Source organism: Azospirillum canadense (genome assembly GCF_025961225.1).
GTDB lineage: Bacteria > Pseudomonadota > Alphaproteobacteria > Azospirillales > Azospirillaceae > Azospirillum > Azospirillum canadense.
The window spans coordinates 804,175-817,465 of the sequence record NZ_JAOQNG010000001.1 but is presented as its reverse complement, the minus strand read 5'-3'; the positions used below and the strand labels follow the sequence as shown (position 1 = coordinate 817,465).

Annotated in this window: 10 protein-coding genes; 6 read left to right on the top strand and 4 right to left on the bottom strand. The window is 70.3% G+C overall.

Translation table 11 applies throughout. The features are described from left to right. Window positions 1-45: 45 nt before the first annotated feature. The gene (locus M2351_RS03880) at window positions 46-3,699 is read right to left on the bottom strand and encodes a DUF3971 domain-containing protein (RefSeq protein WP_264654831.1); all 3,654 of its coding nucleotides are present in this window, start codon (window positions 3,697-3,699) and stop codon (window positions 46-48) included. 105 nt (window positions 3,700-3,804) lie between these two features. Between M2351_RS03880 and M2351_RS03875 the strand changes: the two genes are divergently transcribed. Continuing rightward, complete coding sequence (locus M2351_RS03875; protein WP_264654830.1) at window positions 3,805-6,804, top strand: bifunctional [glutamine synthetase] adenylyltransferase/[glutamine synthetase]-adenylyl-L-tyrosine phosphorylase; 3,000 nt, start codon at window positions 3,805-3,807, stop codon at window positions 6,802-6,804. Beyond that, window positions 6,801-7,295, top strand: a complete 495-nt coding sequence (gene bcp / locus M2351_RS03870; RefSeq protein WP_264654829.1) for a thioredoxin-dependent thiol peroxidase — start codon at window positions 6,801-6,803, stop codon at window positions 7,293-7,295. The genes M2351_RS03875 and bcp overlap by 4 nt, the downstream gene beginning before the upstream one ends. Before the next feature lie 108 nt (window positions 7,296-7,403). On the opposite strand, the gene M2351_RS03865 is transcribed toward bcp, so the two are convergent. Then, window positions 7,404-7,547 (bottom strand): hypothetical protein, encoded by a 144-nt coding sequence (locus M2351_RS03865; protein WP_264654828.1) that lies wholly within the window; start codon window positions 7,545-7,547, stop codon window positions 7,404-7,406. Between the two features lie 45 nt (window positions 7,548-7,592). Between M2351_RS03865 and M2351_RS03860 the strand changes: the two genes are divergently transcribed. Next, window positions 7,593-8,354, top strand: coding sequence for a phytanoyl-CoA dioxygenase family protein (locus tag M2351_RS03860; RefSeq protein ID WP_264654827.1), 762 nt, complete (start codon window positions 7,593-7,595; stop codon window positions 8,352-8,354). A 16-nt stretch (window positions 8,355-8,370) separates the two neighbouring features. Here M2351_RS03860 and parA read toward each other — a convergent pair whose 3' ends face one another. After that, entirely contained in the window at window positions 8,371-9,018 is a 648-nt protein-coding gene (gene parA / locus M2351_RS03855; protein WP_264656833.1) for a ParA family partition ATPase, read from the bottom strand. A 111-nt stretch (window positions 9,019-9,129) separates the two neighbouring features. Here parA and M2351_RS03850 point away from each other — a divergent pair, with 111 nt between their 5' ends. Next, window positions 9,130-10,110 carry an L-threonylcarbamoyladenylate synthase gene (locus M2351_RS03850; protein ID WP_264654826.1) on the top strand — a complete coding sequence of 327 codons (981 nt, stop codon included), beginning with the start codon at window positions 9,130-9,132 and terminating at the stop codon, window positions 10,108-10,110. Window positions 10,111-10,141: 31 nt separating this feature from the next. Here the strand turns inward: M2351_RS03850 and M2351_RS03845 are convergent, their stop codons facing one another. After that, the gene (locus M2351_RS03845; RefSeq protein WP_264654825.1) at window positions 10,142-10,387 is read right to left on the bottom strand and encodes a hypothetical protein; all 246 of its coding nucleotides are present in this window, start codon (window positions 10,385-10,387) and stop codon (window positions 10,142-10,144) included. A 700-nt stretch (window positions 10,388-11,087) separates the two neighbouring features. Here M2351_RS03845 and M2351_RS03840 point away from each other — a divergent pair. Continuing rightward, entirely contained in the window at window positions 11,088-12,512 is a 1,425-nt protein-coding gene (locus M2351_RS03840; RefSeq protein ID WP_264654824.1) for an FAD-binding oxidoreductase, read from the top strand. A gap of 98 nt (window positions 12,513-12,610) precedes the next feature. Next, window positions 12,611-13,279: a hypothetical protein gene (locus M2351_RS03835; RefSeq protein ID WP_264654823.1), complete on the top strand. Its 669-nt coding sequence runs from the start codon at window positions 12,611-12,613 to the stop codon at window positions 13,277-13,279. Window positions 13,280-13,291: the final 12 nt, after the last annotated feature.

The window sequence follows — 13,291 nt, the reverse complement described above, 5'->3', positions numbered from 1 at the left end:
TCCCCCGCTGGGCGGGGGAGGGTTAGGGTGGGGGAAAAACGTCCCCTACTTCGCGTGCGATTCCGGCGGCGGCGTCTTGTCCGGCGCCGCTTTCCCATCCCCCAGGAAGAACAAATTCCGCAGGAAGCCCGGCGCCAGGACGGCGAGCGGGTTGACCGAAACGTCGGGGTTGCCCAGCGGTCCCTGGACGCGCCAGGTGGCGCTGAAGATGCCCTGGCCCTCGCCACCGCTCAGCGCGTCGCCCAGCAGCGGGATTTGGCCGATCAGGCGGTTCAGGCCGTAGAGCGGCACGATGGTGCCCTTCAAATTGGCCGTGCTGGTGTCGATGTCGACGTCGCCTTGCAGAGTCAGGCCGAGCGCCGAGCCGGACGTGCGCAGGTCTTTAAGGGTCAGCAGGCGTCCTTCCTTGCGGTAGTCGCCGGCCAGCCGGCCGAAGTGGATGCCCTTGCCGCCGCCCATCAGCTCCGCGAAGCCCGACGGGGAGATGGCGTTCAGCATGCGCGCCAGCACCGGCAGGTCGACCAGCGTGTATTCCTTCAGCTCCAGCGAGCCTTCGATGGCGGCGTCGGCGCGCGGCTCCACCGTGTGGCCGGTGAGGGTGAGGGCGCCGCCCTGCATGCGGTCGTTGAGGTCGAGCCCGCGCAGCGCGTCGCCCATGTTGTTGGTGCTGACGGCGACGTCGTAGAAGCCCTTCGGGTTCGGCAGGTAGCGCACCGACGCCACCCCGTCGCCGCCCATCCGCGCGTTCAGGTCCAGCGCCGTCCACGACCGCCCGTCGCGCGTCATGCGCCCGGCCACCTCCGACAGGAAACGCCCGTCGCCGAACACGACGCGGTTCAGGCGAATGTTGAAATCCAGCGGGGTCGCCTTGCCGTCGGGCGGATCGGGCTTCCTGTCCGGACCGCTGTTGCGGCCCATCAGGGCGCGGGCGTCTAGGCTCTGGCCCGTGATGGTCCCGGCGTAGCCCAGCTTCTCGCCATCCCGGGCCGGCCGCACGGTCACGTCGGCTTTCAGGTCGGTCTGCCCGACCGACAGCTGGCTGACCTGCACCTTGGACACCGCCATGTTCTGCGGCGCCAGCTCCACCACCGCCTGCGCGCGCAGGCCGCCGGCGTCGACGGTGAGGCCGGTGACGCGCGTCACGCGGTCCTTCTGGAACTCCAGCGCCAGCTTGCCGGTGCCGGGGACGCCGGGCTTCTTCTCCCAGCCCAGCTCGTCGATGCGCAGGCGGGTCTTTTCCAGGTTTAGGCCGGCGGACAGGGCCAGCTTGTGCTTCTGGTCGACGGTGAACAGGACGTCGGCGCCCATCGGCCCCTCGACATGTTCGGCTAGGTCGATGCCGTGGCTGCGCAGGTCGTTGGCGTCCACGTCGCCCTTTACCGTGATGCGGGTGCGCGGGCCCTTGGCGGTGGAGCTGAACTGTTCCTTCCAGTCGATGGCGACGGGGATGCCGTCCAGCTTGGTGGTGCCCTTCACCCCCATGGACTTCATATCCAGCGCCAGCGACAGATCGCCGTCGGTCGCGGTCAGGCCGGCGGCCACCTTCTCGATGCCGACGCCGCGCAGCTTGGCCCCGACCTCAAGGTTCAGGTCCTCCACCTTCAGGTCGACCAGCAGCGGGAAACGGATGTGCAGCTGCGCGTCCGCCATGCCCTGCGTCCGCTTCGGGTCGAGGTCGAGGCGGCTGGGATAGCCCAGCGGCGGGCTGTCGATCACGGTCAGGATGGTGCGCACCGGCCCGCGCAGGGGCACCTGCACCTCCATGAACTCCTTGCCAACGTCGAGACCGGAGATGAGGACGCTGCCGTCGCCCAGCTGCACGTCGTCGATGCGGCCACCCCTGGTGCGGATGGCGAAGGTCTTGCCGTCGGTCGTCGCCTCCACCCCGGCGTTGGTCACCACGGGCAGCGGGTGGAAATAGTCGACCGTGATGTCCTCGCCGCGGATCGTCGCGTCGAAGTGGGTGCCTTGGATGGGCCGCGACCGGTCGAGCGGGCCGGACAGGCCGGCCGTTGCCGTCGCCTCCCGCACGACGCCGTGCGACAGGTTCTTGGTCACCCATTCCCGCGCGTTCTTGCCGACGCCCAGCGGCCACAGGCGGCGCAGCTCGTCCACCGGCACCTCGCGCGCGGTGACCGCGACCTCCACGACGGCATCGCCGCCCAAATTTCCGCCGGGCTCATTTTCCTTCGGCAGGGTCGCCCAGCCGGCGCCCTCCACCGTCGGCCCGCCGAGGTCCAGCGTCATCCGTTCCAGGTCCACGCGCCCCTCTTCGAGGTCCGCCACGGCGGACAGCGACGCGGAGGTGACCGTCACCGGTTCCGGGAAGCGGCTGGGCAACTCGACGCGACCAGGGCCGGCGCTCAGGTCGGCGCGGCCGGCGCGCGGCCGCCACGCCCCGTCCATCACGGCGCTAGCCGTCCCGGACAGCGGGACCTGCGCGGCGGCCAGCGGGGCCAGCGCCGGGGCGAGGTCGGCGAAGCGCGCGGGCTCCAGGCCCGACAGCCGCGCCGCGACCTCCGCGCCCTGCCCGATCCGCTGCGTGCCGTCGAGGTCCAACACGGCGGTGTGGCCGTCCCGGACCAGTTCCAGATGGGCGTCGGCGCTGCGGCGCTCCCCCTGCTCCACCAGCGAACCGCGGCCGGTCAGCGTCAGGTCGTCAAGCGCCAGCGTCAACTGGTCCAGCACGGCGCGCCGGCCCGGCACGTCCAGCGACCCGCGCGCCTGCACCCGGTCCACCCGGACGGGGTCGGGCCGCAGGGCGGGCAGCGCCACCTCGCCGGCCCCGCCGTGCAGGTCGAAGCCGACGCGCACCGGCTCGAACCGGCTGTCCAGCGTGGCGTCCACACGCCCGCCCAGCGGCACGGACACCGCGGAGAGCGGCGCCAGGGCCGGGCCGATCCGGGCGAGCGACGTCGGCGCGATCCCTTCGAAGCGGATCGCCCCCTCCGTCACCGCGTCCCGCATGCGGTAGGTACCGGAGGCCTCCACCGCCGCGCTGGTGCCCGCGAGGTCCAGGGCGATGCGCGCGCCGCCGACGATCTCCCGACCATTGCGGGTCAGCACGATGTCGGCGCGGCTGGCGTGCCAGGACAGGCCCAGCATGCGGTTTTCCACCGACAGGTCGGCGCCGATGATGGTCAGCTGCCGCAGCAGCCCCAGCGGCCGATCCATGGTCGGCGGTTGCAGCAGTGTCGCCAGCAGCTCCCCCGCGAAGTCGGGACCGTCCTCCGCGTCGGACTTGTCTGGCTCGCCGGGTTTTGGGTTGGCGCGGACGTCGAAGTCCAGGTTGCCGTCGGCGCGCCGTAGGATGGACAGGCGCGGGTGCACCACGTCGAGCCGCGTCGGCGACAGCTTGCCGAGGAACAGCGCCTGCACCGAAAAGCCGACGCCCAACTCCGGCACGGCCGCCAGCTCCGCCCCGTCGGCGTTGACCGCGCGCACGCGCAGCGCACGCAGGTCGAGCCGGGTCAGCCCACCGCCGCCCTCCTCGTTCACCCAGGAGAGGACGAGGTCGCCCACCGCCACCGTGTAGCGCCCCTGCGGGTCGCTGAGCGCGCGTTCGACATAGGGCATCAGCGGGGCGAGCGCGATCGGTCCCTGCGACAGCCGCCAGGCGAACAGGCCGCCGGCCACCCCCACAACGGCAACCGTGCCCGCCGTCGTCCAGGCCAGGATCTGTGCCGTGCGTCGAATCACCGGCGGTGTCCCACAAGCGACGAAGGCCAATCACGCGGGTTGACCGGAACCGCGTGACCGCGCACCCTTCTGCCCAGTTCTTGTGCAGAAAAAGAAGCGGACATCATGCCGACCACCACGCCCCCGAAACCCTTCGATCCCGCCCTGGCCGAACGCGGCCAGGAGCGCTGGCGCCAGGAGGCGGCCGGCGCCGCGGACGAGGAGGTGCGCGCCTGGGCGGAGGCGTACGCCGACAGTGCCGATGGGCGGGCGCTGATCGACGCGGTCTGCGGCAACAGCCCGTATCTGGGCCAGAGCCTGACGCGGGAGCTGCCCTTCCTGCGCCGGGCGTTGACGGACGGGTTTGACGCCGCCTTCGCCGACCTGCTGCGGACCGTCGAGGCGGACAGCGCGGAGGAGCGCAACACCGACCGGCTGATGACCACGCTGCGCATCGCCAAGCGGCGCGCGGCGCTGCTGATCGCGCTGGCGGACATCACCGACACATGGACGCTGGAGCAGGTCACGGGCGCCCTGTCCGACATCGCGGAGACGTCGGTGCGCATGGCGGCGAACCACCTGCTGCGCCGCGCGGCGGAGGCCGGCACGCTGACGCTGCCGGAGCCGCAGCGGCCGTGGATCGGGTCGGGGCTGATCGTGCTTGCCATGGGTAAACTTGGTGCGCGCGAGCTCAACTATTCCAGCGATATCGACCTGATCGTCCTGTACGACGATGCCGTCGTTCAAACGCCCCAGCCGGACAACCTCGCCCGCACGTTCATTCGTATCGCGCGCGATCTTGTCCGCATTATGGATGAACGGACCAGGGACGGCTACGTCTTCCGTACAGATCTGCGGCTGCGTCCCGATCCCGGGGCCACGCCGCTCGCGGTGTCCGTCTCGGCGGCCGAAATTTATTACGGCAGCGTCGGCCAGAACTGGGAACGCGCGGCCATGATCAAGGCCCGTCCCATCGCCGGAGACCCGGAGGCCGGCCGCCAGTTCCAGCGAATCCTGGAACCGTTCGTGTGGCGGAGAAACCTCGATTTCGCGGCCATTCAGGACATCCATTCCATCAAGCGTCAGATCAACGCCCACAAGGGCCACCGAGAAGTGACGGTCAACGGCCACGACATCAAGGTGGGGCGCGGCGGCATCCGCGAGATCGAGTTCTTCGCCCAGACCCAGCAGCTGATCTTCGGCGGGCGCGACACGCGCGTGCGCATCGCCCCCACCCTGCTGGCCAACAAGGCGCTGTGCGCCGTTGGCCGCGTGCCCTCGGTGGCGGTGGAGGAGTTGGAGGAGGCCTACCGCTTCCTGCGCCGGGTCGAGCACCGCATCCAAATGATCGACGACCGGCAGACCCACCAGATCCCGGCCGACGACGCCGGTGTGACGCATCTGGCGACCTTCCTCGGCTACGGTGATGCGGAGGAGTTCCGTGCGGACCTTCTGTCCCGTCTCGGCCGCGTGGAGGACCGCTACGCCGAGCTGTTCGAGGAGGCGCCGTCGCTGTCCGGCCCCGGCAACCTCGTCTTCACCGGCACCGACGACGACCCCGGCACGGTGGAGACCCTGCGTGGCATGGGCTACCGCGATCCCAGCCGGGTGATTTCCGTGGTGTCCACCTGGCACCGCGGCCGCTATCGCTCCACCCGCTCCGGCCGCGCGCGGGAGCTGCTGACCGAGCTGGTGCCGACCATCCTCAACGACCTCGCCAAGACGCCCGCCCCGGACGAGGCGCTGGTGAAGTTCGACGGCTTCCTCGGCCGGCTGCCGGCGGGCGTCGGTCTGTTCTCCCTGTTCATCGCCAACCCCTGGCTGCTGGCCCTGGTGGCGGAGATCATGGGCACCGCGCCCCGACTGGCGGAGACGCTGTCGCGCAACCCGTCGCTGCTCGACGCGGTCATCTCCCCCGACTTCTTCGACCCGCTGCCCGACCGCGCCGGGCTGGAGGCGGAGTACCGGCGCGTGCTGGCCGGCGCCCGCGACTTCGAGGACGCGCTGACCTTGTCGCGGCGCTGGACCAACGACCAGCGCTTCCGCGCCGGGGCCCATATCCTGCGCGGCATCACCGACGGCGACCGCTGCGGCCCCTTCCTGGCCGACCTCGCCGACGTCGTGGTGCCGGAGCTGGCGCGGCGCGTGGAGGAGGAGTTCGCCGCCCGCCACGGCCATGTCCCGGGCGGCGCCTGGGTGGTGGTGGCGATGGGCAAGCTGGGCAGCCGGCAGCTGACCATCACCTCCGACATCGACCTGATCGTGGTGTATGAGGCACCGCCCGAAGCGCGGATGTCCGACGGCGCCAAGCCGCTGGCCCCCAACGAGTATTACATCAAGCTGACGCAGCGCCTGACCAACGCCATCACCGCCCCGATGGCCGACGGGCGGCTCTACGAGGTGGACATGCGACTGCGCCCGTCGGGCAATGCCGGGCCGCTCGCCACCTCGCTGGAGGCCTTCACCGGCTACCAATCCAAGGACGCCTGGACGTGGGAGCACATGGCCCTGACCCGCGCCCGCGTGATCGGCGGTGATTTGCAACTCGCCGCCAAGGTGGAGGCGGCGATCCGCGCCGTGCTGACCCGGCCGCGCGACCCGGACAAAGTGCTGTGGGACGTGGCCGACATGCGCCGCCGCATCGACAAGGAGTTCGGCACCGACAACCCCTGGAACCTGAAATACGCGCGCGGCGGCCTGATCGACATCGAGTTCACCGCGCAGTACCTGCAGCTCCGCCACGGCCACGACCATCCGGGGATCCTGTCCATCGGCACGGCAACGGCGCTGGAGAACGCGACCGCCGCCGGGCTGCTGGCGCCGGAGGTGGGGGCGGAACTGGTGTCCACCCTGATGCTGTGGCGGCGGGTGCAGGGCTTCCTGCGCCTGACCACGGAGGACACGCTGGAGCCCGGGCAGGTGTCGCCGACCCTGCTGGAAGGCCTGTCGCGCGCCGCCTTCCCGGCTCCGTCGCCCGGCGAGGATCCGGCGGTTGACTTCGCCGCGCTGGACGCCAGAATCCGGGGCATCGCCGCCCGCGCCCATGCCCATTTCGTGGCCCTGGTCGAGGAGCCGGCGTCGAGGCTGCCTCCCCCAGAGACCAACGAAGAAGCCAGACTGCCATGACCGACCAAAGCACCGCCCCGGCTCCCGCCGCCATCGAGGCGGGCACGCAGGCCCCCGACTTCACCATGCCGACGGACGGCGGCGGCAGCGTCACGCTGTCAGCGCTGAAGGGCACGCCGGTGATCCTGTACTTCTACCCGAAGGACGACACGTCGGGCTGCACGTCGGAGGCTTGCGGCTTCCGCGACCAGTTCCCGAACTTCCGCGGGGCCGAGGCCGTGGTGATCGGCGTGTCCAAGGACAGCGTCGCCAGCCACGACAAGTTCAAGGCCAAGTACGAGCTGCCCTTCATCCTCGCCTCCGACAAGGAGACGAAGGTCGCCGAGGCCTACGGCGTCTGGGTGGAGAAGAGCATGTACGGCCGCAAGTACATGGGGCTGGAGCGCGCCACCTTCCTGATCGACAAGGACGGCGTCGTCCGCAACGTCTGGCGCAAGGTGAAGGTCACCGGCCATGTCGACGCGGTGCTGAAGGCGCTGAAGGCTCTGTAACATCCGCCGCGGGACGCTGGCCCATTTCGCACCTGGCGTCCCGCGCGTGCCCTCCCCCGAAAGACTCCCTCAAGCGGAGCTATTCCCCCTTCGCGTCGGCGTACGACGTTAGATTTGTTCCCGGTACGCACAAATAATCATAAAGTTTGGCTGTTCGATCCTCAAACGACGCGCACCGATCGCCTCGACGAAGGACGCACCGCCATGAATGTCGCCAATATTGCCCGGCGCCTCGCCGCCGGTGAGCTGCATTATGCCCTCGGTCGATTTGAAACGGTTCGTCGAAGCTACAGCGCATTGCGGCGCATCGTGCCCAGGGCGCGCCACGCCACTTGGCCGCCGCCGCTGAACATGACCCTGCCGGCGACGCTGTTCCCGCTGGTCCGGACGCCCGAGGTCCGGAACGCGCTGCGCCGGGACTCCATCGCCTTCGGCTTCGATTTGCCGGAGGACACCGTGCGGGACATCCTGGACTTCGCCGAAACCACGCCAATCGGGACGCGCGGCGACGACCGGATGTTCTGGCGGGCGGACGTGCGCGACGGACGGCTGGCGGACGGCACCCCGGTGGTGCTGGCCATGGCGCCGCAGCCGTTGGACTGCGCGGCCATCCGCCGCGTCTGCCGCGACCCGGCCCTGCTGGCCGCGGTGACCGACTTCCTGGGCTACGCACCCACCAAGACCATCCCCCGCCTGTTCTGGAGCTTCGTCACCGACGCGACGGACGAGGAGCGGCGGCGCCTGGGCCAGACCATCGACTGGCACTACGACGTGCACGACTTCCACTTCTGCTCCGCGTCCTTTTATTTGACGGACGTCACCGCCGGAGCCGGCGCGCACGCCCTGCTCCGCGGGTCGCACCGCGGCAAGTCGATCCGGATGCTGCTGGGTTCCGCCAACGCCCAGGAGGAGGAGGTGCTGGCCCGCTTCGGCCACGACCGGCTGATGGTGGTGGAGGGACCGGCCGGCACCGGCTTCCTGGAGGACACGTCCTGCTATCACCGGGCCATGCCGCCGACCGACCGCGACCGGCTGATGTTCCAGATCTGGTTCAGCTGACGCTGCTTCGCCCTGCTTACGCCGCGCGGCCGAGGATCTCCTCGGCCAGCGCCTGCATTTCCGCGGCGGCTTGCGTCTTGCGCGCGGCCTCCGTCACCGACAGGCCGGTCAGCAGCGTGCCGGCGTAGGCGGTGCGGTTGCCGATCTGCGCCTCCGCGATGTCCACCGCCGGCGGATCGACGAGGTCGCGCACGCGGGCGATCAGCTCGTCCGCGATGCGGGCGCGTGGCGGCACGCGGTTCAGCACCAGCAGAAGGCGGCGCTTCTCCTGCCCGGCGAGGTCGAGCGTCGGCTGCACCGCCCACAGGTCCATGGGGCTTGGCTGGACGGGCGCGATGACCAGGCTGGCGGCGCGCACGGCGATGCGCGCCTCCGTCTGGGCGTGCGGCGGGCTGTCGATCAGCACCACGTCGTGGCCGCGCGCCAGCTTCTCCACCTCCGTCTGGGTGCGCCAGCCGGTGATCTGCACGTGGGTGAAGCCGGGCTGCCCGCCCGTGGCCTCATTCCGCACCTCGTGCCAGCGGGTCAGGCTGCCCTGGGGGTCGATGTCCACCGTGGCAACGGACCGGCCGAGCTGCATCCAGGCGATCGCCAGATGGGCGACCAGGGTGGTCTTGCCGGCCCCGCCCTTCTGCTGCGCCACGGTGAAGACCTTGCCCGCCATGCCCACACCCATCATTTGGTTGTTTATCGCGCATACCCGTCATAAGGCTTGGACAGAGCCAGCGCAACCGCGCGAATTGACTTCACCGGCGGACCCATTACAAAGCATCCCGTGACCGACAAGCATCCCGAGATCATCCCGACCAACCCGGCGGGCCTTGCCCGCGCCGGCGAGGCGCTGAGCCGCGGCGACCTCGTCGCCTTCCCGACCGAGACGGTCTACGGCCTGGGCGCCGACGCCACCAACGACCGGGCGGTCGCGTCGATCTACGCCGCCAAGGGCCGGCCGCAGTTCAACCCGCTGATCGTCCATGTTCCCGACCTGGAGGCCGGCGAGGCCATCGCCGTCTTCGACGAGCGCGCGGTGGAACTGGCGCACCAGTTCTGGCCCGGCCCGCTGACCCTGGTCCTGCCGCGCCGGCCGGACTCCGGGCTGTCGCTGCTGGTGTCGGCCGGGCTGGACAGCGTGGCGGTGCGGGCGCCCAGCCACCCGGTCGGGCAGGCGGTGCTGAAAGCGTCGGGCAAGCCCATTGCCGCCCCCAGCGCCAACCGCTCCGGCGCCGTCAGCCCGACCACGCCGCAGCACGTCATCGAAAGCCTGGGCGACCGGGTGAGTATGGTCGTGGCTGGCGGCAAGTGCCCCGTCGGGCTGGAGTCCACCGTGCTCGACCTGACCGGGGCGACCCCGGTCCTGCTGCGCCCCGGCGCCGTCCTGCGCGAGGAGATCGAGCGGCTGATCGGCCCGATTGCGGTCTTCGAAGGCCACGCCGCCGGCGAGGACGCGCCCAAGTCGCCCGGCCAGCTGGAAAGCCACTACGCCCCCAACGCCGCCGTGCGCCTGAACGCCACGAGCGCTGCGGACGACGAGGCCTTCCTGACCTTCGGTCCCGACCGCTTCATCCGCGGCGGCAAGACCCGCCTGAATCTGAGCCCGCAAGGCGACCTGGACGAGGCGGCGGCCAACCTGTTCGCCCACCTGCGGTCGCTCGACCAGGAGGGCGCCCGCGCCATCGCCGTGATGCCGATCCCGGACGAGGGGCTGGGCGTCGCCATCAACGACCGCCTGCGGCGGGCGGCGGCGCCGCGGGGGTGACCATCCCGCGGATCGGGACGCGGCCCGGGGATCACGTCGCGGGCTTGAAGGATTCCAGCTCGTTGGTGTAGCGCTCGTTCCGCACGCCGTTGTCGCCGTAGTATTCCTCGACCGACTTCACCCAGCGCTTGACGTCCGGCACGTACCAGAACGCTTTGTAGGTCCGCCCGGTGGCTGTCGTCGCCCGGGTGTTCTGGGCCTTGGTGATCATCGTCACGGACCCCTGGTCGCGCTGCACTCCCTGCACGACGCCCTGGGTCGGCTCCAGTTCAGCCACCCAGGTCCCTTCCGCTTCGATCTTCAGTGCGTGAAACGTGCCCGCCGGCACGATGACGTCCTCGTACCCGATGACCTTGAAGGTGCTTTTCCAATCCTGGCGCCGGTGGGCTTTGTTCGTATGCTCTTCCGAATAGTCGATCTGCCACGTCCGACCGACATCGGGAAGGACAACGGCCGGTTCACCACGGTTTCCTTACCGTTGACGCTCCGCACCCGGCCCCAGTCGATCGTCGCGACCTTTTCCTGGGGCGGATGCGACGACCCGTCCTGTCGGGTCGTGTAGTAGATGCTCGACCCGGTGACGCGGACGATGGCCACCTGGTCGCGGGTCTGGCTCCAACCGCCCGGCCCCACCTCGGTCGTGTCACGGTAGACCCACGTGTCCCCGCTTCTCAAGGCAGGCGCGTTGATGGACTCGGCCAGTGCCGGAGACGACGCGACGAGTGACAGCAGAACCCACCCGATTGCCTTCATGCCGAGCCCCACGGTGCTTGGAGTCATTGTCGATCAACGCGATCAACCGAAGTGTGAAGATGAGGGAGACGCATCCCCGGATGGGAGTGAAATAATTTTAATGCAACTTCCGGCCGGGACGCCGCATGGCTGGTTTCCCACGCCGCCGTCCGGCTGGAAAATCGTTGCGTTCGGCGCTATCAGTTCGCAGCACTGTTGCCCAACAGCCTCGGATTCCCCGCCCCATGACTGCCGCCTCCGTCGCTTCCGCCCTCGACCAGATCCGCGCCATCGTCGGCCCGAACGGGCTTCTCACCGAACCGGCGGACATGGCCCCCTACCTTTCGGAATGGCGCGGGCGCTTCAAGGGCAACAGCCCGGCGGTGGTCCGGCCGGCCAGCACGGAGGAAGTCGCGGCGGTCGTGAAGATTTGCGCCGACGCCGGCATCCCCATCGTCCCGCAGGGCGGCAACACCAGCCTCGTCGGCGGCTCCATTCCTTACGAGGAGGGGCGGGAGATCGTCCTCAGCCTGTCGCGGATGAACAGGATCCGCGCCATCGACCCGCTGAACTACACCATGACGGCTGAGGCCGGCGTCGTGCTGAAGACCGCGCAGGAGGCCGCCAAGGACAAGGACCGGCTGCTGCCCATGAGCCTGGGGGCCGAGGGTACCTGCCAGGTCGGCGGCCTGATCTCCACCAACGCCGGCGGCATCAACGTGCTGCGCTACGGCAACATGCGCGACCTCGTGCTGGGGCTGGAGGTGGTGCTGGCCGACGGGCGCGTCTGGAACGGCCTGCGGTCCTTGCGCAAGAACAACACCGGCTACGACCTGAAGCATCTGTTCATCGGGGCGGAGGGCACGCTGGGCATTGTCACCGCCGCGGTGCTGAAGCTCTACCCGCGCCCGCGCCAGGCGGAGACGGCCTTCGTCGCCGTGCCCTCCCCCGCCGCGGCCATCGAGCTGCTGGCCCGCCTGCGCGAGGCGTCGGGCGACGCCGTGGCGGCCTTCGAGCTGATGTCGCGCCGCTGCCTGGAGTTCGCGCTCAAGCACGTCGCCGGCACCATCGACCCGCTGTCGGAGCCGTCGCCCTGGTACGTGCTGACCGAACTGACCGCCGGCACCCAGTCCGACGCCTTCCGGGAGGGCATCGAGGCGGCGCTGGGCGAGGCCTTCGAGGCGGGGCTGGCCACAGACGCCACGCTGGCCCAGTCGGAGACCCAGGCCAACCAGTTGTGGTTCATCCGCGAGGCCATCGTGGAGGCGCAGAAGTTCGAGGGCGGCTCCATCAAGAACGACGTCTCCGTCCCCGTCTCCCGCGTCGCCGAGTTCATCGAGACGGCGGAGGCCGCGGTGGAGGCCGCCTGCCCGGGCATCCGCCCGACCCCCTTCGGCCATGTCGGCGACGGCAACATCCACTTCAACCTCAGCCAGCCCAAAGGCGCCGACACCGCCGCCTACCTCGACCGCTGGGAGGAGATCACCCACGTGGTGAACGAGGTGATCCTGACGCTCGACGGTTCCATCTCCGCGGAGCACGGCGTCGGCCGCTTCAAGAAGGACGACATGCCGGCGATCAAGAGCCCGGTCGAATTCGACCTGCTGCGCACGATGAAAGCGGCGCTCGACCCGCACGGCCTGCTGAACCCCGGCAAGATGCTGCCGTAAGAGGGCGCGCCCAGACCATTGCCGTGCCCTTCCCGCGCGCAACCTTCCTGGAAAGACCGTGTTCAGGTCAGGGAGAGGGCCGCGGAAAGGAGCACGCGATGCTGCTGGCGATGTCGGCGTGGATGCGCCTGATGCTGGGGGAGGCGGAAGCCGCCGTCCCGGTGCTCGCCTCACCGCTGCCCGGCGCGCTGCCGCCGGAGCGGGAGCGCATCCGCCACGCCCTGCACGCGGCGGTCACCGCCCATCCGCTGCACCGAGAGTTGGTCCAGGTCCACGGGCTGGGCGGCTGCCAGTATTTCGCCTTCGCAGGGGCCATGGCCCTGGAGGCGCTCGGCCTCGGGCGGGCGGAGGTGGCTTTGGGGCGGGTGGCCTTCCGGGCGGGTCGCCCCGGCGGACGACCGCGCTGGGTCGGCTATCCGGCGGCGCGCGCCGATGTGCGCGTGCCCGATCCGGCGCAGGAGCGGGAGGAGGCGGAGGCCTTCCCCTTCCACGCCTGGATCCGCCTGACCTCCCCGGACGGGCGGCGGGCCGTCATCGACTTCGACCTGTCGAACGTGCTGCGCGAGGTGCGGCTGCGGGCGCCCGGCGAACGCTTCGACCTCCACCCGATCGCCACGGTGGCCTTCTGGGGATCCGCCATGGAAGCGCGCGGGGCCGGCTTGCGCTTCGAGGTGCAGCGCCGGATGACCGCCGACGCGCTGCTGCCCGGCGACCGGAGCGTGTTCGAGGACATCGCCGACGACGCCTGCGCCCGCCTGCGGCCCTGACCCGACCACCCC

What these genes read in the sequence shown, in the direction of transcription:
- M2351_RS03875 (WP_264654830.1), top strand. Translation starts at nt 3,805, where the DNA reads ATGCCGACCACCACGCCCCCGAAACCCTTCGATCCCGCCCTGGCCGAA.
- bcp (WP_264654829.1), top strand. Translation starts at nt 6,801, where the DNA reads ATGACCGACCAAAGCACCGCCCCGGCTCCCGCCGCCATCGAGGCGGGC.
- M2351_RS03865 (WP_264654828.1), bottom strand. Translation starts at nt 7,547, where the DNA reads ATGCAGCTCACCGGCGGCGAGGCGCCGGGCAATATTGGCGACATTCAT.
- parA (WP_264656833.1), bottom strand. Translation starts at nt 9,018, where the DNA reads ATGGCGGGCAAGGTCTTCACCGTGGCGCAGCAGAAGGGCGGGGCCGGC.
- M2351_RS03840 (WP_264654824.1), top strand. Translation starts at nt 11,088, where the DNA reads ATGACTGCCGCCTCCGTCGCTTCCGCCCTCGACCAGATCCGCGCCATC.
- M2351_RS03835 (WP_264654823.1), top strand. Translation starts at nt 12,611, where the DNA reads ATGCTGCTGGCGATGTCGGCGTGGATGCGCCTGATGCTGGGGGAGGCG.